General features: G+C 58.5%; 17 protein-coding genes. 2 read left to right on the top strand and 15 right to left on the bottom strand.

Annotated features, from left to right (window positions below):
* Nucleotides 1–5: 5 nt before the first annotated feature.
* A complete protein-coding gene (gene tyrS, locus I6L44_RS01460; RefSeq protein ID WP_005347884.1) occupies nt 6–1,205 on the bottom strand; it encodes a tyrosine--tRNA ligase in 1,200 nt (399 codons plus the stop codon).
* 109 nt (nt 1,206–1,314) lie between these two features.
* On the opposite strand from tyrS, the gene I6L44_RS01455 reads away from it, so the two are divergent.
* Nucleotides 1,315–2,640, top strand: a complete 1,326-nt coding sequence (locus tag I6L44_RS01455) for a peptidoglycan DD-metalloendopeptidase family protein (RefSeq protein ID WP_216953070.1) — start codon at nt 1,315–1,317, stop codon at nt 2,638–2,640.
* A gap of 123 nt (nt 2,641–2,763) precedes the next feature.
* A complete protein-coding gene (locus I6L44_RS01450; protein WP_216953069.1) occupies nt 2,764–3,870 on the top strand; it encodes an anhydro-N-acetylmuramic acid kinase in 1,107 nt (368 codons plus the stop codon).
* Between the two features lie 92 nt (nt 3,871–3,962).
* On the opposite strand, the gene I6L44_RS01445 is transcribed toward I6L44_RS01450, so the two are convergent.
* From I6L44_RS01445 to I6L44_RS01380, 14 genes are all read right to left on the bottom strand, one after another.
* Complete coding sequence (locus tag I6L44_RS01445) at nt 3,963–4,760, bottom strand: DUF1338 domain-containing protein (RefSeq protein WP_216953068.1); 798 nt, start codon at nt 4,758–4,760, stop codon at nt 3,963–3,965.
* A gap of 64 nt (nt 4,761–4,824) precedes the next feature.
* Nucleotides 4,825–6,294: a succinylglutamate-semialdehyde dehydrogenase gene (gene astD / locus I6L44_RS01440; RefSeq protein ID WP_216953067.1), complete on the bottom strand. Its 1,470-nt coding sequence runs from the start codon at nt 6,292–6,294 to the stop codon at nt 4,825–4,827.
* Between the two features lie 72 nt (nt 6,295–6,366).
* A complete protein-coding gene (astA, locus tag I6L44_RS01435) occupies nt 6,367–7,386 on the bottom strand; it encodes an arginine N-succinyltransferase (RefSeq protein WP_005334994.1) in 1,020 nt (339 codons plus the stop codon).
* Nucleotides 7,387–7,462: 76 nt separating this feature from the next.
* Complete coding sequence (locus I6L44_RS01430) at nt 7,463–8,680, bottom strand: aspartate aminotransferase family protein (RefSeq protein WP_216953066.1); 1,218 nt, start codon at nt 8,678–8,680, stop codon at nt 7,463–7,465.
* A 277-nt stretch (nt 8,681–8,957) separates the two neighbouring features.
* A complete protein-coding gene (locus tag I6L44_RS01425; RefSeq protein ID WP_216953065.1) occupies nt 8,958–9,539 on the bottom strand; it encodes an aminodeoxychorismate synthase component II in 582 nt (193 codons plus the stop codon).
* Nucleotides 9,540–9,560: 21 nt separating this feature from the next.
* A complete protein-coding gene (locus I6L44_RS01420) occupies nt 9,561–9,776 on the bottom strand; it encodes a hypothetical protein (protein WP_216953064.1) in 216 nt (71 codons plus the stop codon).
* A 117-nt stretch (nt 9,777–9,893) separates the two neighbouring features.
* Nucleotides 9,894–10,898, bottom strand: a complete 1,005-nt coding sequence (gene trpS / locus I6L44_RS01415; RefSeq protein ID WP_005334999.1) for a tryptophan--tRNA ligase — start codon at nt 10,896–10,898, stop codon at nt 9,894–9,896.
* Between the two features lie 42 nt (nt 10,899–10,940).
* Complete coding sequence (locus tag I6L44_RS01410; RefSeq protein WP_216953063.1) at nt 10,941–11,609, bottom strand: phosphoglycolate phosphatase; 669 nt, start codon at nt 11,607–11,609, stop codon at nt 10,941–10,943.
* Complete coding sequence (gene rpe, locus I6L44_RS01405; protein WP_005335006.1) at nt 11,596–12,270, bottom strand: ribulose-phosphate 3-epimerase; 675 nt, start codon at nt 12,268–12,270, stop codon at nt 11,596–11,598. Before rpe ends, I6L44_RS01410 begins: the two co-directional genes overlap by 14 nt.
* Nucleotides 12,271–12,459: 189 nt before the next feature.
* Nucleotides 12,460–13,332: a Dam family site-specific DNA-(adenine-N6)-methyltransferase gene (locus I6L44_RS01400; protein WP_005335008.1), complete on the bottom strand. Its 873-nt coding sequence runs from the start codon at nt 13,330–13,332 to the stop codon at nt 12,460–12,462.
* A 70-nt stretch (nt 13,333–13,402) separates the two neighbouring features.
* Nucleotides 13,403–14,983: an SPOR domain-containing protein gene (locus I6L44_RS01395; RefSeq protein ID WP_202001830.1), complete on the bottom strand. Its 1,581-nt coding sequence runs from the start codon at nt 14,981–14,983 to the stop codon at nt 13,403–13,405.
* Nucleotides 14,973–16,055 carry a 3-dehydroquinate synthase gene (gene aroB / locus I6L44_RS01390; protein WP_216953062.1) on the bottom strand — a complete coding sequence of 361 codons (1,083 nt, stop codon included), beginning with the start codon at nt 16,053–16,055 and terminating at the stop codon, nt 14,973–14,975. The genes I6L44_RS01395 and aroB overlap by 11 nt, the downstream gene beginning before the upstream one ends.
* 14 nt (nt 16,056–16,069) lie before the next feature.
* Nucleotides 16,070–16,588 (bottom strand): shikimate kinase AroK, encoded by a 519-nt coding sequence (aroK, locus tag I6L44_RS01385; RefSeq protein WP_005335014.1) that lies wholly within the window; start codon nt 16,586–16,588, stop codon nt 16,070–16,072.
* Between the two features lie 191 nt (nt 16,589–16,779).
* Nucleotides 16,780–18,993, bottom strand: coding sequence for a type IV pilus secretin PilQ (locus I6L44_RS01380; RefSeq protein ID WP_216953061.1), 2,214 nt, complete (start codon nt 18,991–18,993; stop codon nt 16,780–16,782).
* Nucleotides 18,994–19,009 lie beyond the last annotated feature (16 nt).

Genomic DNA, 19,009 nt, shown 5'->3' with positions numbered 1-19,009 from the left:
ACTGCTTATTTGACAGTCACGCGGGCAAACTTGCGCTTGCCGACCTGATAGACGGCGGTACCGGCACCGATGAGTGCCTTGCCATCTTCCAGCTTCTCGCCATCCACCTTGACCGCGCCCTGCTTGATCATCCGCAGCGCTTCGGAGGTGGTGGCCACCAGATCGGCCTCTTTCAGCAGGTTGGCGATGGCCAGACCTTCGCCTTCCAGAGCCAGCTCGATTTCCGGCATCTCGTCCGGAATGGCGTTCTTGGAGAAACGCTGGGTGAAATCTTCGTGGGCCGCTTCAGCCGCCGCTTCGTCGTGATAACGGGCGATGATCTCTTTGGCCAGCCAGATCTTCACATCGCGCGGGTTGAGGGTACCGGCAGCGATGCCTGCCTTGAACTCTTCAATTTCAGCCAGCGGGCGGAAGGAGAGCAGCTCGTAGTAGTTCCACATCAGATCGTCGGTGATGGACATGATCTTGCCGAACATCTCGCCCGGAGCGTCGTGAACGCCGATGTAGTTGCCTGCGGACTTGGACATCTTCTTGACGCCATCCAGACCCACCAGCAGCGGCATCATCAGCACGCACTGGGTCGCCATGCCGGCATCTTTTTGCAGCTCGCGGCCCATCAGCAGGTTGAACTTCTGGTCGGTACCGCCGAGCTCAACGTCCGCCTTCAGCGCGACCGAGTCATAGCCTTGCAGCAGCGGATAGAGGAATTCGTGAATCGCGATGGATTGGCCGCCGGTGTAGCGCTTTTTGAAGTCGTCGCGCTCCATCATGCGGGCCACGGTCTGCTTGGCCGCCAGCTTGATCATGCCAGTCGCACCCAGCTCGCTCAGCCAGGTCGAGTTGTACTCGATCCGGGTCTTGGCGGGGTCGAGGATCTTGAACGCCTGCTCGGCATAGGTGAGGGCGTTATGCTTGATAGCCTCTTCGGAGAGCGGCGGACGGGTAGCGTTCTTGCCGGAGGGGTCACCCACCATGGCAGTGAAGTCACCGATCAGCAGGATCACTTCATGGCCCAGATCCTGGAAGGTCTTCAGCTTGTTGAGGATCACGGTATGACCCAGGTGAATGTCGGGGGCGGTCGGGTCCATGCCCAACTTGATGCGCAGCGGGCGCCCTTCCTTCAACTTGGCGACAAGTTCTTCTTCAACCAGAATTTCTTCCGCTCCGCGCTTGATCTCGGCTAGCGCCACCTCGAGCTGGGACATTTTTTGACTCTCCATCACGATTCCACAGGGCCAAACATATTACTGGAATGGCGGGCCAATTGGAAAGGCTGTAAAATCCGTCCATTCTGCCCGACTTCATCTGCTTCTCATGGTTATTTGGCACGCCTTCAACGCACTCCCCCACTGGCACCGCAAGATGGTGCTGATCTTGAGCATCATGATCATGATGCTGGCTGCCTGGCCAAGCGAGCAGGCGGTGGCAACACGAGTCGATGAAAACGGCAACGAAATTGCCCTGCGGGAACCGGCCAACGACAACGCGCTAAACAACGAGCTGCCAGCCGAGGCCGCCCAGCCCGTTACCCCGCCCAAGCCGCGCTATATCACCAAGCAGGTGAAGGTGCGCCGTGGCGACAACATGGGGGTGATCTTCCAGCGCATTGGCCTGAGCACCACGGATCTGCACCTGATCGACCAGCTCGAGGGCAGCGATCCCCTGCGGATGCTGCAACCGGGGCAGGAGCTCACCTTCAAGCTCACCGAGAACGGCGAGCTGCACAGCCTCTATTACCCCCACAGTCTGGAGCAGGCGCTCAAGGTGAGCCGCAAGGAGGAGACCTTTGTCGCCCGCAACGTCAAGATCGCCCTCGACACCCGCGAACAGGTGAGCAAGGGCGAGATCCGCTCCAGCTTCTGGGGCGCGGCGGTGGATGCGGGGATGACCGAAGATCAGATCATGGACTTGGCCGCCATCTTCGGCTGGGACATCGACTTTGCCCAGGACTTGCAGCCGGGGGACAGCTTCCGGGTGGTCTATGAAGACAAGTTCCGCGACGACGAGCGGGTCGCCTCCGGCGATATTCTGGCCGCCGAGTTCGTCAACCAGGGCACGGCCTACCGCGCCGTGCTCAATGAAGATGGCAACTACTACACCCCGGAAGGCAAAGCCATGCGCAAGAGCTTCCTGCGTGCGCCGGTCAACTTCAAATACATCAGCTCCAACTTCAACCCGCGCCGCCTCCATCCGGTGACCGGCAAGATCCGCCCCCACAACGGCATCGACTATGTGGCGCCAGTGGGCACCCCCATCATGGCGGCGGGCTCCGGCAGCGTGGTGGCCGCCGGTTACAACCAGTTCAACGGCAACTACGTCTTTATCAAGCATGCCGGCAACTATGTGACCAAGTACCTGCACCTCTCCAAACGCACCGTCAACAAGGGACAGCGGGTGAAGCAGGGGCAGACCATCGGCACTCTGGGTGGCACCGGTCGCGTCACCGGCCCGCACCTGCACTACGAGTTCGTGGTGGGCGGCATTCACAAGAACCCGCGCACCCTCACCCTGCCGCAGGCAGAGACCCTGAGCGGACGCGAGCTGGCCAACTTCAAAAAGCTGGCGATGCCGCAACTGGCCAAGCTCGACAGCCCCGAGCTGCAGCTGGCCCAGAACAAGCGGGATAGCCGCGGCAACTAAGCCATCAGGGCTGGCGGGGTAGCAGCCCCGCCAGCCCTTTTTATTTTGCCTGCGCATGGCTCGGCGCCATGCTGCATCGGTGTCGGGAAGCGGACTATCCCGACCAGCGAGTGAGGAGAGCCAATGGCTGAACGCTATATCGGATTGATGTCAGGCACCAGCATGGACGGTATTGACGCCGTGCTGGTGGTGATCGACGGGGATCAACTGCGGGTCGAGGCGGCCCTCAGCCACCCCTGGCCCACCGCCCACGAGCTGCATGAGCTCTGTACCCCTAGCGACAACGAGATCGATCGCATGGGGGTGGCCGACAATCTGGTGGCGCGCGAATTCGCCGCCGCCACCCACGCCCTGCTGGCCAAGACGGGCCTCACGCCCGCCGATATTCGCGCCATCGGCAGCCACGGCCAGACCATCCGCCACCGCCCCCAGCTTGGCTTCACCCTGCAGATCGGCAACGCGGCCCTGCTGGCGGCGCTGACCGGCATCGATGTCATCGCCGACTTTCGCACCATCGACATGGCCCTCGGCGGTCAGGGGGCCCCGCTGGTGCCCGCCTTCCATCAGGCCTTCTTTGCCCGCCCCGGTGCATTGCGGGTGGTGCTGAACCTCGGCGGCATCGCCAATATCTCGGTGCTGCCGGGCCATGCCAACGGGGTCTATGGCTTCGATACCGGCCCGGCCAACACCCTGCTCGACGGCTGGTATCGCCGCCATCACCCCAAGGGGGCCGGTTACGATGCCGGCGGCCAGTGGGCGGCCAGCGGCAAGCCAATCCCGGCCCTGCTGGAGAAGCTGCTGGCTCACCCCTATTTCGCCGCCCCCGCCCCCAAGAGCACCGGGCGGGAGATGTTCACCCTGGAGTGGCTCGATGGCGAGCTGGCTGGCCAACCCTATGCCGCGGCGGATGTGCAGCGCACTCTGCAGGCGCTCACCTGCCACAGCATCGCCCGCCAGCTGCCTGCCCCGAATGAGGCGCAAACCCGTCCCGAGCTGTTTGTCTGCGGCGGCGGCGCCCATAACGCCCCGCTGCTGAGCGAATTGGCCAGCCTGCTGCCCGCATGGCGCATCGCCAGCACTGCCGAACTTGGCATTGCGCCCGACTGGATGGAAGGCGCAGCCTTTGCCTGGCTGGCGGAGCGCTTTATCAAGCACAAACCCGGCAACCTGCCCGCCGTCACCGGCGCCAGCCGTCCGGCTGTGCTGGGTGCTCTCTACCCCGCACCCTAGATATCCCCCAGATATGCAAATGACGACAGCCCCGATATGGGGCTGTCGTCATGTCACATCATGAACAGTGGCACTTTGGCCAACACCCGTTGTTACATGGCATTGGTGGATTCAAAAATTTTGTCGGCGGACGCTTCGACAAAGCCCGGATAGAGCACGCCATCAGGCTGCGGGTAGCGCAGGGCAAACTCGTAGAAGCAGCTCGGGATGGTACGCACCCCATCGCTGAACGGCACCTCTGCTTTGTCGGCCATGGTGGAGGATTGCTCCAGCATCACCTGCGGGTCCCCTTTCACCTCGCCACCCACGCTGTTGAGCACGAAACCCGCCGTCTTGAGCGCCGCATTGACCTGATGGATGGTGTCAAAATCCTTCAACTTGTTGATATTGACCGTGAAGTGGTTGGCACGATAGCCCCATGCCGCCATCCAGGCCGCGTACTCACTCTCCGCCAGCAGAGTCTGATAATCGGCATAGGAGACCTGCCAGGGGGCACCAGTGTAGAGAAATGCCGGGGTATCGGTCAGATGATCGGGCACCTGATCCGCCAGCTTATGGATAATGGCCTGTGCGCCTGCGGAGAGTTCTTCGACCTTCAGCTCACTGATAAACACCTTGGGAGCGTCCGGATCTTTGTGCTCAAAGTGCTTGGCGTAGAGCTTCTTGGCCTTGAAGACGTACTCGCCCTTCTGCTCGTAACCGAGCGCCAGGAAGTGGGCGGCCAGCTTCTCCAGCCCCAGCTTTGGCAGGTTATAGGTACGAAACGCCACGTGATCGTTGACGATGGGCTCGCCGCCACCCAGCAGGGTGTGCACCTTGAGGGCACTCGGAGTCACCTTGATGTAGTTGTCCCACAGATGGCTGAACAGAGTGTCGATATCCTTTTGCATCTATCTTTCCTTTGATTGCGGGTACGAAACGGGGCCCCGATGGGTGCCCCTTGTAGTTGTCCGTTTAGAAGAAGAGGCCCGGCGAGAGCTGCTCCGGCATAGCGGCCTTGCTGTCTTCGACCGACGCAACCGGATAAGCACAGTAGTCAGCAGCGTAGTAGGCGCTCGCCCTGTGGTTGCCGGAAGCGCCGATACCGCCAAACGGCGCAGCACTGGAGGCACCGGTGATGGGCTTGTTCCAGTTGACGATGCCAGCGCGGATCCGCTTGAAGAAGTGATTCCAGTCCGCCTCCTTGTCACCCAGCAGACCGGCCGAGAGGCCGTAGCGGGTAGCGTTGCCCTGATCGATAGCGGCATCGAAATCATCGTAACGAATGAGTTGCAGTAGCGGGCCGAAGTACTCTTCGTCCGGCAGCGCGCTCACTGAGGTCACGTCGATGATGCCCGGGGAGACAAAGCCGGTGCCCGCTTTCAGGTGCTCAAGCACCTGCAGGCTCTCGCCGCCCAGCTGTTGCAGGTTGGCTTGTGCCTCGACCATGCCAATCGCAGCTTTCTCGCTGATCATTGCCCCCATAAACGGCTGTTCGGCGGCGTCGTAGAGGCCGACCTTGATCTTGCCTACCACCTCGACCAGTCGTTTGACCAGCGCATCGCCACGCTCACCGCGCTCGACAAACAGGCGACGGGAGCAGGTGCAGCGCTGACCGGAAGTGATGAACGCCGACTGGACAATGGCATGGACGGCGCCGTCGATGTCGCTCACATCTTTCACGATCAGCGGGTTGTTACCGCCCATCTCCAGCGCCAGAATTTTGCCCGGCTGGCCGGCAAACTGTTGATGGAGGAAATGGCCGGTGCGGGAGGAGCCGGTAAAGAAGAGGCCGTCGATATCGGGATTGCCCGCCAGCGCCTTGCCGGTCTCGACCTCCCCTTGCACCAGATTGAGCACCCCCTTGGGCAATCCGGCCTGCTGCCACACCTTGACCATGGCCTCGGCCACCATGGGGGTCAGCTCGGAGGGTTTGAACACCACGGCGTTACCCGCGATCAGGGCCGGGACTATATGGCCGTTGGGCAGATGGCCCGGGAAGTTGTAGGGGCCGAACACAGCCACCACGCCGTGGGGCTTGTGACGGACAAACGCTTTGGCGCCCGGCATGGCATTTTCAACGGTGCCGGTGCGCTCGTCGTGGGCACGAATGGAGATGGCAATCTTGCCCTGCATGGCGGCTACTTCAGTGCGGGTCTCCCACAACGGTTTGCCGGTTTCGCGGGCGATGGTCAGGGCCAGCGCCTCTTTCTGCTCGCCGAGCAGGTCGGCATAACGGCGCACTATGGCCAGACGATCTTCAAGGCTCATATCCGCCCAGTTGTAGAAGGCGGCACGGGCGGCCTTGACGGCAGCATCCCCTTGCGCCGCACTGGCGGCAGCCCCCTGCCAGATCACCTCGTTCTTGGCCGGATCGGTTGACTCGAACGGCTTGCCTTCACCGGCAAGCCACTGACCGTCGATAAATTGCACTAACTGGCTCATCCATTCACTCCCTGTCGCTGGCAGGCAGCCTCGGCTGCCTGCCTGATAATCGGTTTGCTTGTCCTGTTTGTCTCAGTCGAGGTCGACCACCCGCACCATGTCGCCATCCTGTACCTTGAGTGCCGCCGCCATCTTGGGCGGGATGATGGCTTCGTGCTTGTCGAGATCGACCCGGATATTGCCGTAGCAGGCGCGGTAATGCTCGAAACGGCTGTTGCAGATAAGGTGGGTCTTGCCACCGATGGGCTCGCCCACCAGCACCCGCAGTTTCTTGCTGCGGCGCACGCTGCGGATATTCTTCACGTCGCACTCGACGGTGGGGCCCGCATCGAAAATATCGACGTAGCCACGGTTCACGAAGCCCTCGTCCTGCAGCATCTTGATGGCCGGGCGAGTCTTCTCGTGGGTCTGACCGATAACGGCCCGCGCCTCTTTGCTCAGCAAATTGACGTAGATGGGGTACTTGGGCATCAGTTCGGCGATAAAACGCTTCTTGCCGATGCCGGTCAGATAGTCGACGGTGGGAAAATCCATCGAGAAGAAGTGGGTTTGCAGCCACTCGTAGAAGGGGCTGTGACCGTTGGCATCGGAGACGCCGCGCATTTCGGCGAAGACGGTCTCGTCAAACAGCTCGGGGTGCTCGGCCATAAACAGAAAGCGGTGCTTGGAGAGCAGGCGGCCGTTGAGCCCTTCGCGGGCACATTCGCGCAAGAACAGGGTGCAGAGCTCGGAGTTGCCGGTGTAGTCGTTGGAGAGAGTCAGGGTTTCAACGACGTTGTAGATGCCGAGCTTGGGAGAAGAGTGCACCACTTTGCCGATGTGGTAGTTGTAAAACGGCTGGGAGAGGCCAACCGCGGCATCGATGGCACAGGTGCCGACCATCTCGCCGGTCTCCAGATCCTCAGCCACGAAGAAGTAGAGGCAGTCCCCCTTGCCGGCGGGCTTGTCGGAAAAAGTCTGGGTAGAAGCATCGATCTTGCGCTGCAGCAACTCATCGTTGACGGGCAACGAGGTCATGCCGGTGCCGGACTCGATGGCGCAGGTCTTGAGCCCGGCAAAATCTTTTTGCTCGATGGGACGGATAACCAACATAAATGACAACTCCCTTTCATTGACGACAGGTGGGGGCCCGGCTCCTGCCGGGAGAGCTCCCCACCTCAATTTGGAATCAGGCGTTGACCACCTGGGCAACCGCCTTCTCGAAGCGGGCCAACCCTTCCTTGATGTCCGCTTCCGGGATCACCAGTGAAGGGGCAAAACGAACCACGTTGGTACCGGCAACCAGTGCCATCAGCCCCTGATCGATAGAGGCCAGCAGGAAGTCGCGGGAACGCCCCTTGAAGTCCTCGCTCAGAGCGGCACCCAGCAGCAGCCCCTTGCCACGCACTTCGCTAAAGCAGTGGTATTTGGCGTTGATCGCCTCAAGCCCATCGCGGAACAGCTGTTCGCGCCGCTTGACCCCGTCCAGTACCTCGGGAGTATTGATCACGTCGATCACTGCCTCGGCGACCGCACAGGCCAGCGGGTTACCGCCGTAGGTAGAGCCGTGAGTGCCCACTTTCAGGTAAGAAGCGATTTCGTCGGTGGTCAGCATGGCGCCGATGGGGAAACCGCCCCCCAGCGCCTTGGCGCTGGTGAGGATGTCCGGCGTGACGCCGAGCCCCATATAGGCATAGAGATCACCGGTCCGGCCGACCCCTGACTGCACTTCGTCATACACCAGCAGGGCATTGTGTTTGTCGCACAGCTCGCGCACCCCTTTGGCAAACTCGTCGGTAGGACGAATAATGCCACCCTCCCCTTGCAGCGGCTCCATCACCACGGCGCAGGTGTTGTCGGAGATCACCTCGGCTAGTGCCGCCAGATCGTTGTAGGGAACATGGGTAATGTCACCGGGCTTGGGACCGAAGCCATCGGAGTAGGCAGCCTGGCCACCGACGCTGACGGTAAAGAAGGTACGACCGTGGAAGCCCTGATTGAAGGCGATGATCTGGGTCTTCTGCTCGCCAAACTTCTCGATGGCGTAGCGGCGAGCCAACTTGAGGGCAGCTTCATTCGCTTCGGCGCCGGAGTTGCAAAAGTAGACCTTGTCGGCAAAGGTGGCCGCGACCAGCTTCTTGGCCAGACGCAGGGCCGGTTCGTTGGTCATTACGTTGGAGAGGTGCCACAGCTTCTCGCCCTGGGTTTTCAGAGCCTCGACCAGCTTGGGATGACAGTGACCCAGGCCGTTAACGGCGATACCACCGGCGAAGTCGACATACTCGCGCCCCTCCTGATCCCAGACACGTGACCCTTCACCACGCACCGGGATGATCTTGGCGGGCGCATAGTTGGGAACCATCACTTCATCAAACACTTCACGTGTCACTGCCAACAACTCTGACATATAGCTCTCCTTCAGATTCGGCGACAGAATAATCCACCGCCTAAAAGTTAAATCCGTGTAAACGTGACGGGATTATCACAGAAATAAAGTAAAAAGTCTGTAACAAGACGACCTATGAGGAACAATGTTCGATTGACCTTGAGATTTTAGGCAACCGCATTGCATAACGACTCAGGGGGGCTTGGCAAGAGATAATTTGGGCTGGAAGGGGGCTGAATAAAGTGTCAGAGAAATATTTTTTACCTTCTTTCAAACTTGAGAAGGTGATCACAAATTTTTATGAACAGGACAGAAAATTGGCCAGCAGCAAATGGCCCTGTTCGCTCAAAATACTCTCCGGATGGAACTGAACACCCTCGACAGGAAGTGTCTTATGGCGTAATCCCATGATTTCGTCAAACGAGCCATCGGCATGCTCGCTCCAGGCGGTGACCTCGAAGCAGTCGGGCAGCGTGTCGCGCTCCACCACCAGTGAGTGATAACGGGTCACCCGCAAGGGATCCTTTAGACCGTAGAATACCCCTTCGCCGCGATGGCGAATCAGGGAGGTCTTGCCATGCATCACCTGACGCGCGCGAACCACGCGGGCACCAAACGCCTGCGCCAGCGACTGGTGGCCAAGGCAGACGCCAAGAATGGGTAGCTTGCCGGCGAAGTGGCTGATGGCATCGAGAGAGATCCCCGCCTCATTGGGTGTACAAGGACCGGGAGAGATCACCAGAAAACGGGGGGAGAGCTGCGCTATGGCATCAAGCGTCAGTTCATCATTGCGCTTGACCACAACCTCTTGTCCCAGGGCGCCGAAATATTGCACCAGATTCCAGGTAAAAGAGTCGTAGTTATCGATCAACAACAGCATGAGATAACCAACAGTGGAGAATTAACGATCGAGATAACGACCCTGTTCCATTTCCCGTTCACGCTGACACTCGGCCAGATAGATGGCTGCAGCGATGGCAGCAGTCTTGTGATGTTTATCGATGGCATTGGAGACCATCAATTGCAGGGTATTGAGGTTTTTCGCCTTGCGGAACTTGCGCAGCCAGTGACCTTTATCACTCAGCTCTTCAATCGAAATATTTGGTTGAACAGACATGCGTACTCTTGGGGATATAACCCGGGTTGAAATAAAGAATTAAACAAAATACAACGTGGGAAAATAAAGAAAGCCAGGCAAATACCCAGCTCTCTTCTACTACACCTTCCCAGTATGTCAGGCTCGAGGAACGAAGCCGACTACATCATATACGCTGGTCAGGGTTTTTTCAGCTCTTTCACGCGCCTTTTGTGCCCCTTCGGCAAGAATCGCAATCAGATGGGCCTCATCCTGACGCAACTCGTGGAAACGAGCCTGGATCGGTTCCAGCAGCGCAACCACGGCTTCGGCGGTCTCGGTCTTGAGGTGACCATACATCTTGCCTTCGAAGTGCTGCTCCAACTCGGGGATGGAGCGGCCGGTCACACCGGACATCAGGGTCAGCAGGTTGGAGACACCCGGTTTGTTTTCCGGGTCGAAACGCACCACCGCCGGCTCGTCGGAGTCGGTCACCGCACGCTTGATCTTCTTGACGATCTGCTTGGGATCTTCCAGCAGGCCGATGAAGTTGGCCTCGTTGTCATCAGACTTGGACATCTTCTTGGTCGGATCCTGCAGGCTCATCACCCGTGCCCCTTCGGTCGGAATGAAGGGTTCCGGCATGGTGAACACGTCACCATAGAGGTTGTTGAAACGGGTGCAGATGTCGCGGGTCAGCTCCAGATGCTGCTTCTGGTCGTTGCCGACCGGCACCTGATTGGCCTGATAGAGCAGAATATCAGCGGCCATCAGCACCGGATAACCGAACAGGCCGACGTTGACGTTGTTCTCGAAACGGGCTGACTTGTCCTTGAACTGGGTCATGCGCGACAGCTCACCCATCTGGGTATAGCAATTGAGGATCCAGCCCAGCTCGGCGTGCTGCGGCACGTGAGACTGGATGAAGACAGTGCTCTTCTTGGGATCGATACCGACCGCTAGATAGAGGGCAGCCGCGTCCAGACAAGCTTTGCGCAGGGCTGCCGGGTCCTGACGAGTGGTGATGGCATGCAGGTCGACGATGCAGTAGAGGCAGTCGAACTCATCCTGCATGTTGACCCACTGACGCAGGGCCCCCATGTAGTTGCCGATGGTCAGTTGACCGGAGGGTTGCGCTCCGCTCAATACGATTGGTTTAGTCATGAGAGTGTTAATCCTTGTTATTCAGCCAGCCCAGCTGCGCTATTAGACCAAAAGTGCATCGAGCTGGGCAAACTGCTCGAATACCCAGTCTGGATGGGAGTCGGCAATGGGGCGGCCATAGTTGTAACCGTAGGTCAGGCCCACCACCTTCATGCCGGCCGCCTTGGCCGCCAGCACGTCATTTTCGGAGTCGCCCACCATTAGAGTGCGAGCCGGGCTCACCCCCAACTCCTGGCAAGCGTGCAGCAATGGCTCCGGGCTCGGCTTCTTGACTGGCACGCAGTTGCCGCCAAGCCAAAGTTCGAAACAATCGCTGATGCCAAGGGCATCGAGGATGGGTGCCACGAAATCACTCGGCTTGTTGGTGACGATCGCCTGCTTGTAACCCAGGGTTTGCAGGCGACGCAGACTCTGTGCCACCCCTTCATACATCGCCAGCCCTTGCAGCAGGCAGGCGTTGTAGTGCTGGAAAAAGATCGGTCTGGCCTTGGCAAACAGCTCGGGGTCAGCCTCGCGATAGGCGAGCGCCCGCTGGATCAGCTTGTCGGCACCGTTGCCGACCCAGGTACGGATCACCGCTTCATCGGCCTGCGCCAAACCGAGGTCTGCCAGAGTCAGATTGACTGCCAGCGCCAACTGGGCGGCGCTGTCGATCAGGGTGCCGTCCAGATCGAACAGCACCAAATCAAATGCGCGCTCAGCGTGTGACATGAGCCAGCTCCGCACGCATCTTGTCGATCACCGCTTTGTAGTCAGGCTGACTGAAAATGGCAGAGCCGGCGACAAACATGTCGGCGCCCGCTTCGGCGATCTCGCGAATGTTGTCGACCTTCACCCCGCCATCAATCTCGAGGCGGATATCGCGACCGCTCTCGTCGATCAGACGACGCACCTGACGCAGCTTGTCGAGGGTACCGGGGATGAAGCTCTGACCACCGAAGCCCGGGTTGACCGACATCAGCAGGATCACGTCCAGCTTGTCCATCACATATTCGAGGCAGGAGAGCGAGGTAGCAGGATTCAGCACCAGACCCGCCTGGCAGCCCATCTCCTTGATGAGGCCCAAAGAGCGATCAACGTGATCGGACGCTTCCGGATGGAAGGTGATGAGGGAAGCACCGGCCTTGGCAAAATCGGGAATGATGCGATCCACCGGCTTGACCATCAGGTGCACGTCGATGGGGGCCTCGATACCGTAGTCACGCAGCGCCTGACAGACCATGGGGCCAATGGTCAGGTTGGGGACATAGTGGTTGTCCATCACGTCGAAGTGAACCACGTCGGCACCGGCAGCCAGTACCTTGGCTACATCGTCACCCAGACGGGCAAAATCGGCAGAGAGGATCGAGGGGGCAATCAGAAAGTCTTTCATCAGCATCATCCATTGGCAGCCAGGGAGAAAAAGCGGCGCAATTTTAACGTAAAAGGCGGGCGAAAACGACTCGAATGCGGGGTAAATGGGGCAATCGCCTCCCCTCCCCCAGCCACCCGGGTTTTGCGGCATCGGCACGGGCGCGGACTTGCCCATAAAAAACGGCGCCCCTGGGCGCCGCATGTTCTATTACGTCAGTGGCAGCAGTTCGCTGTCGCTGGGATAGTAGCCCTGCTCCGGTTCGATTCCTGGGGGATAGAGCGCCAACAATTCGGCCACCTTGTTGCGGGTGCCGCCGTTGCGACTGATGGTGCGCTTGACCAGGATTTCGTCGAGGCGGGCACCGCGATAAAGCTCACGAGTCAGCTCGATATCGTGGTTGCTGATCAGCACCGGCACCCCTTTGTGAGCGGCGGTGTGGCGGGCCAGTCGCGCCAGGATCGCCTGATCATCCAGGGTAAAACCGCCGGAGGCATAGGTGGTGAAGCTCGCCGTAGTGGAGAGCGGCGCATAGGGTGGATCACAATAGATAACCCAATCCTCTTCGGCACGCTTGATGGCATCGGCGTAGCTCTCGCAGATAAAGGTCGCCTTCTGCGCCTTTTCGGCAAAAGCCCACAGCTCTTTTTCCGGGAAATAGGGTTTCTTGTAGGAGCCGAACGGCACATTGAAGCCGCCCTTCTTGTTGTAGCGGCACAGTCCGTTGAAACCGTGACGGTTGAGAAACAGGAACAAGAGTGCCCGCTCGAAGGTGGTCTCGGTCTGATTGAACTGGGTACGCAGCCGGTAATAGGCCGCCTTGTGGTTGTGCTCTGCCACAAACAGCTTGCGTGCCTCGGCAATGAAACTGTCCGGCGTCAGCTTGAGGTGGTTGTACAGGCAGATCAGATCCGGATTGATGTCGTTGAGCACATACGCGTCGTAGTCGGTGTTGAGAAACACAGACCCGGCCCCGACGAAGGGCTCCAGCAACACACGCCCGGCCGGCAGGCGCTCGGCAATCTCTTCAACCAGGGAGTATTTTCCCCCGGCCCATTTTAAAAAAGCGCGTGTTTTTTTCATGGAAATCCGGTGTGTAAGAAGGCAAGACCCAAAAAGGGGGACGATTCTACCCCCTTATCCGGTATCAAGGCTATTGCTTCAGCTCTTTTTGTACCTGTGCAAACGACTTGGGCCAGGGCTGGCCTTTCAGCAAGGCTGGCGGAAGCTTGCGAATGGCACTCTTGGCCTGGGTCAGACCGGCATAATCCCCTTGCAGCACAACGTACCAGGGGCTGCCACGGAATTTGGTTTGATAGACCCATACCTTGCCCGCCAGACCATGCTCGGCGACAAACTGATCCACCGCCTTGGTGTTGCTCGCCCCCATCAGCTGAACGCTGTAGTGGTTGCGCGGCTTCTTGTTCAAGGTGGCGACCGGTGTCAGGGCCACTTTGGGTGCTGGCGCGGCAACCGGCTCGTTACTGGCTGTTTTGGTGGTGGCCGCAGGCGTTGCGGTTGTCGCCGGATTCAGTGCCTTGGAGGTACTGGCTGGCGCCGTGGTTGCGATTGCACCACTGGGGGCTGTGCCGTTCGGGGCCTTGCCGGTCAGCTCGTCCACCACGTCAGTAGGCAGTGCTCCGCTCACCTTGGGTTCGGTCATCAGCTTTTGCACGACCTCGTCAGAGATCACCACCCGACGCCCTTCGTAATTGGTTGATTCAGTGGTCACGGTTTCGCTCTCCACCGATTTGGGCAGCACTTTCGCCTCCGGCTGCCAATCCTTCACTACCCCGTTGGGATTGCTGGCTGCATCGCTGTTTTGCGCGCCTTGTGCAGCGGCATCGGTATTCGAACCGCCAGCGGTGAGGGGATCGCCTCCCGCTACCGGGATCGGCAATGCCGTGTTCTGCACCGGATCCTGCAGCGCCGGTTTGCTTTCATTGTCAAACAGCGCAGGCAGCAGGTAGCTCAACGCCAGCAGGCCGCCAGCAACCAGCGCGATAGCGGTGGCAATCTTCTTGACAGGCAACTCCGCCTGACGCTTCTTGGGCCTTCTGTCGGTCATGATATCCTCCAGTAACTGCATGATGGTGGACGGATGTCCGTTCGCCGTTTTCAGGATCTCCTCCACTTGCGGCTTGGGCAAGAGGGTCGCCGGGATCTTGAGCTCTTTGGCTTTTTCATACAAGAAGATGCGCTGCTCGGGCGGGCTCAGTGGCGGCACTTCCAGCTCAAGGGCTGGCATGGCACGCCCCTTGAGCTGCGGTCGTTGGGTACGACACCAGACGTCACTGCCCGAGACAATAATGGCCAGCTGATGGGGCGCCGCCAGGGTATCGTTATGACGTATGATCGCCCACAACTCTCCCAGCAATTCAGCTGGCAACTGGTCGGCCCGCTCTATCAGCAGCAATAGGGTGGCTGGCTTGCTCCCCTCCAGCATGCGAAAGAAGCTCTCCGCCAGCGCATCCTGTGGATTGAACAGCGGGCGCGCCACCACCTGTGGCAGCAACAGCTGACGCACATCCACCATCTTCATGGCAGGCGTACCAATCAGGCTTACCACCCGCACTTTTTCCGGCAACACGCCGAGCAGGGATTCGCACAGGGTACCGCGACCACACCCGGGTTTACCGGAGAGAAAAATGAAAGGGTGATTGAATTCAATCAGATGCAGCAGCCGGTCAACCAGCTGCCGCTGGGAAGGAAGTTTTAGCAGTTTATTCGTCACGACCAGACTCGATCACCGCCAGCAACTCGGCATCGGACACATCCCCCACCACCTGCGCATGGCCGATGCCAACCGGCAACACCAGACGCAGCTTGCCTTCCAGCACCTTCTTGTCACGGCGCATATGGCGAATAAAGGCGGCGAAATCCATCTCGGCAGGCGCATGAATGGGCAGATTGGCGGCCAGCAGCAGGGCGCGCACTCGCGCAACGTCCGCTTCGCTCATATCGCCACGGGCCTGCGCAGTCCAAGCAGCCAGCATGGTGCCGGCGGATACCGCTTCACCGTGCAGCCAGTTGCCATACCCCTGCTCGGCCTCGATGGCATGACCAAAGGTGTGGCCCAGATTGAGCAGCGCACGGACGCCGTGCTCGGTCTCATCCTGACCGACCACATCGGCTTTGATCTCGCAGCAGCGTTTGATGGCGTAGGCCAGTGCGGCAGGTTCCAGCTGTTGCAGACGCACCATGTTCTGCTCCAGCCATCTGAAGAAATCAGCATCCCAAATGATGCCGTACTTGATCACCTCGGCCATCCCTGCGGCAAATTCGCGGGCTGGCAAGGTACTCAGACATTCGGTATCGATAACAACTTGTTTGGGCTGATAAAAAGCCCCAATCATGTTCTTGCCGAGGGGGTGGTTGACAGCGGTTTTACCGCCAACAGAGGAGTCAACCTGGGAGAGCAGGGTGGTCGGGATCTGGATAAAAGGAATACCACGTTGATAGCTTGCTGCCGCAAAGCCCACCACATCCCCGATCACGCCGCCCCCCAGAGCGATCAGTGTCGTATCGCGCCCATGGTTGGTTTCAAGCAGAGCAGACATGATCTGCTCAAAGGTCGCCAGGTTCTTGTACGCCTCGCCGTCGGGCAGGATCAGGTGTTCAACCTGAAAACCCGACAGCAGAGCGGTTACCCGTTCAAGATAAAGCGGAGCAACGACCGTGTTGGTCACTATCATCACCCGCTTGCCCTTGATGGTCGATACCAGCGCCTCGGGGCGCTGCAACAACCCTGCAGCTATCTCGATGGGATAGCTGCGTTCACCCAGTTCGACCTTCAACCGTTCCATGGACGTCCTCTAGATTACATACCGATCAGCTTTACAATTTGATTGGCAACGATTTTTGCGCTCTGGTCATCGGTGTGCACAACAAAGTCGGCAACCTCTTCATACAGGGCATTGCGCTCTTGTGCCAGACGTTCCAGCACTTCGCGTGCCGGTTCTTCGGTCTGTAGCAGAGGGCGGCGTTTGTCTCGCTGTGTGCGCGCCAGCTGCTTTTCGATAGTGGTTTCGAGGTAGACCACGATGCCGCGAGCAGACAACTTGTTGCGGGTTTCGCGACTCTTGATGGCACCGCCACCCGTCGCCAGCACGATACCCTGCTGCTCTGACAATTCGCCGATCACCTTCTCTTCGCGAATCCGGAAACCTTCTTCGCCTTCAACATCGAACACCCAGCCGATATCAGCACCACTGCGGCGCTCAATCTCATGATCTGAGTCGAAAAACTCCATATGCAGTTGTTCTGCCAGATGTCTACCTATGGTGCTCTTGCCCGCACCCATGGGACCTATCAGGAAAATATTGCGTTTCTCAGCCATGTCTTTTCGTTAGTAATTACAAACTGTACGACCCCGATGAATACTGGATCGGGGTACCTATGAACCTTATCTTGCGATGGATCAGGAGGGGGATTATCTCAATAGATATCGGGACTGGCAACCGCAGCCCTTACGCCCCAGCCTCATTGGGGCGTAAGGTTATATGTGTTTTACCTTCACATGTAAAGCATTCAGAAGGCGTCGGTGACTATCTTGGGCGTCACGAAAATCAGCAACTCCCGCTTTTTGTTCTCGCTGGTGGTCTTGCGGAACAGGGCCCCCAATCCGGGGATATCGCCAAGCAGCGGCACCTTGGTCACATCGCTCTTGATGGTCTGCTGATAGATGCCGCCCAGTACCAGCGTCTCGCCATTGTTCACCAACACCTGAGTGGTGATGGACTGGGCGTTGATGGAAACCGCATCACCGGTACCAGTCGGTACCGTTTCACCCTTGGTATCCTGGGTCACGGTCAGATCGAGAATCACCCGATTGTCGGGGGTGATCTGCGGAGTAACCTTCAGGCTCAATACCGCCTTCTTGAAGGTAACCGAGGTAGCGCCACTGGAAGAGGACTCCACATAGGGGATCTCGGTACCCTGCTCGATCAGCGCCGGTTTCTGGTTCGCAGTGGTCACCCGCGGACTGGCGATAATCTCGGCCTTGCTCTCTTTTTCCAGCGCAGACAATTCAAGGTCAAGCAGGGTTCCATCGGCCAGACGGGCAACCTGGAATGCCAAGGTACCGGCAGCATTGGTCACCGGCAGATTGACGTTCATCCGATTATCGACCGAGGGTCTGGTAATCGTTGAACTACCGTCGTTATTACCGGACGAATCATTCCCTTCAATAGAGCCTGAAGTGCTGTTGCCGTGACCATCGTTCTTGGTCACTCCCCAACGTACCCCGAGCGCTTCATCGAAACCGTCATCGATGGTCACCATACGCGCTTCGATCACCACCTGCTTGACCGGGATATCCAGAATATCCAGCATCCGCTTGATACTGCTGATAACCTCAGCCGTATCCTTCACAACCAGCACGTTGGTCCGTTCATCCACACTCACCGCGCCACGTGGCGATAGCAACTTGGTACTCTCGGATGAGAGCAGAGCAGCCACTTCGGATGCTTTTGCATAGTTGATCTGCATATATTCGGTATATAACTGGGCCAAATCAGCCACCTGATTCCGGCTCTCCAACTGCTGTTTCTCCCGTGCTGCAATCTCTTCAGCCGGAGCAACCAGCAGGATGTTGTTATCTAGCCGCTTATCCAGACCGCGCACTTTTAAAATGATGTCGAGCGCCTGCTCCCAGGGCACGCCATCCAGACGTAGTGTCAGATTGCCTGCCACAGAATCGGTAGTAACCAGATTGAGGTTGTTGAAGTCAGCGATAAGCTGCAACACGGTTCTAACCGGGATATCCTGGAAGTTCAATGAGATGGGCTTGCCCTGATACTGCTTTGAAGACGCAGATGCCGCCGTGCGTTTTTTCACTTCGATAATGAAAAGTTTATTAGCCTGATCGTAACGGTAATCAAACTGGCCATTAACCGACAGCTCAAACAGGGTATCGTTGCCCTGCCGGGACACCTCAACCTGAGAGACCGGTGTCGCAAAATCCTGTACATTGATCAGATTAAGCAAACCATCAGGCACGCGAGTACCATGAAACTTGGCCAGCACAGTTTGACCGCGGCTGCTCACATCGACGGCAGCGGAGCTGTTGTCAAGTGTGACCAGAAACTCCCCCTGACCATCCTTGCCACGACGAAAATCCACCCCGGTCACCGAGTTGAAATAGGCTCCACCGCCACTGTTCTGATAGCTGCCGAGCAGTGGTTTGCTGGCAGCAGGCGTCGCAACAGGAGGGGTTACCGGTGCAACAGGCATTGACTTGGCAACAACCTGAGAATTGAGCAGTGCCGAAGGAGCTGGAGTGGCCACCATGGCTGAGGAAGCCGTTGCGGCAGGTGCAATCAGGGCGCTTTCGCCATTAATCAGAGCTGATGAGGTCCCTTCACCAAGGGAAACCAGCAATTTATTACCCTGTTGCTGCACCTGATAGGGAGCCAGCTGATCGAGAGCGATCTTGATATCAAGGCCTGCCCCCTTCCCTTCCACCTTGATGTTGTCTACTCCCTGACGCTGAATAGGCAGCGGGTTCACCTTGAGTGCGCCCACAGCACCGGGGACATGCAACAGGAGCTGGTTAGGTTGATAGGAGAGACGATCGGTAAAGCCACTCACAGGCTCGCTGAAGCTGAGCTCCAGTTGCAACTGGTCTGCCAGCAATGGATTAACTTTTATCTCTTGCAAGGTTGCCACTGCCCACGCCTGACCAAAGGCACTGGCGCAAAACAGCAAAGCCACTTTTGTTACACTGTCTATGGTTGTTCTCATTGCTGTTCGTCCCTGA

It is taken from the genome of Aeromonas sp. FDAARGOS 1414 (genome assembly GCF_019047065.1).
Taxonomy (GTDB): Bacteria; Pseudomonadota; Gammaproteobacteria; order Enterobacterales; family Aeromonadaceae; genus Aeromonas; species Aeromonas veronii_A.
This window is presented reverse-complemented; position numbering and strand designations above follow the sequence as displayed.

Bases quoted from the DNA above. Each gene is read 5' to 3' on its own strand.
- tyrS (WP_005347884.1), bottom strand. From the start codon at position 1,205: ATGTCCCAGCTCGAGGTGGCGCTAGCCGAGATCAAGCGCGGAGCGGAA.
- trpS (WP_005334999.1), bottom strand. From the start codon at position 10,898: ATGACTAAACCAATCGTATTGAGCGGAGCGCAACCCTCCGGTCAACTG.
- aroK (WP_005335014.1), bottom strand. From the start codon at position 16,588: ATGGCTGAGAAACGCAATATTTTCCTGATAGGTCCCATGGGTGCGGGC.
- I6L44_RS01425 (WP_216953065.1), bottom strand. From the start codon at position 9,539: ATGCTGTTGTTGATCGATAACTACGACTCTTTTACCTGGAATCTGGTG.
- rpe (WP_005335006.1), bottom strand. From the start codon at position 12,270: ATGAAAGACTTTCTGATTGCCCCCTCGATCCTCTCTGCCGATTTTGCC.
- I6L44_RS01380 (WP_216953061.1), bottom strand. From the start codon at position 18,993: ATGAGAACAACCATAGACAGTGTAACAAAAGTGGCTTTGCTGTTTTGC.
- I6L44_RS01420 (WP_216953064.1), bottom strand. From the start codon at position 9,776: ATGTCTGTTCAACCAAATATTTCGATTGAAGAGCTGAGTGATAAAGGT.
- I6L44_RS01455 (WP_216953070.1), top strand. From the start codon at position 1,315: ATGGTTATTTGGCACGCCTTCAACGCACTCCCCCACTGGCACCGCAAG.
- I6L44_RS01445 (WP_216953068.1), bottom strand. From the start codon at position 4,760: ATGCAAAAGGATATCGACACTCTGTTCAGCCATCTGTGGGACAACTAC.
- aroB (WP_216953062.1), bottom strand. From the start codon at position 16,055: ATGGAACGGTTGAAGGTCGAACTGGGTGAACGCAGCTATCCCATCGAG.
- I6L44_RS01400 (WP_005335008.1), bottom strand. From the start codon at position 13,332: ATGAAAAAAACACGCGCTTTTTTAAAATGGGCCGGGGGAAAATACTCC.
- astD (WP_216953067.1), bottom strand. From the start codon at position 6,294: ATGAGCCAGTTAGTGCAATTTATCGACGGTCAGTGGCTTGCCGGTGAA.
- I6L44_RS01410 (WP_216953063.1), bottom strand. From the start codon at position 11,609: ATGTCACACGCTGAGCGCGCATTTGATTTGGTGCTGTTCGATCTGGAC.
- I6L44_RS01430 (WP_216953066.1), bottom strand. From the start codon at position 8,680: ATGTCAGAGTTGTTGGCAGTGACACGTGAAGTGTTTGATGAAGTGATG.
- astA (WP_005334994.1), bottom strand. From the start codon at position 7,386: ATGTTGGTTATCCGTCCCATCGAGCAAAAAGATTTTGCCGGGCTCAAG.
- I6L44_RS01450 (WP_216953069.1), top strand. From the start codon at position 2,764: ATGGCTGAACGCTATATCGGATTGATGTCAGGCACCAGCATGGACGGT.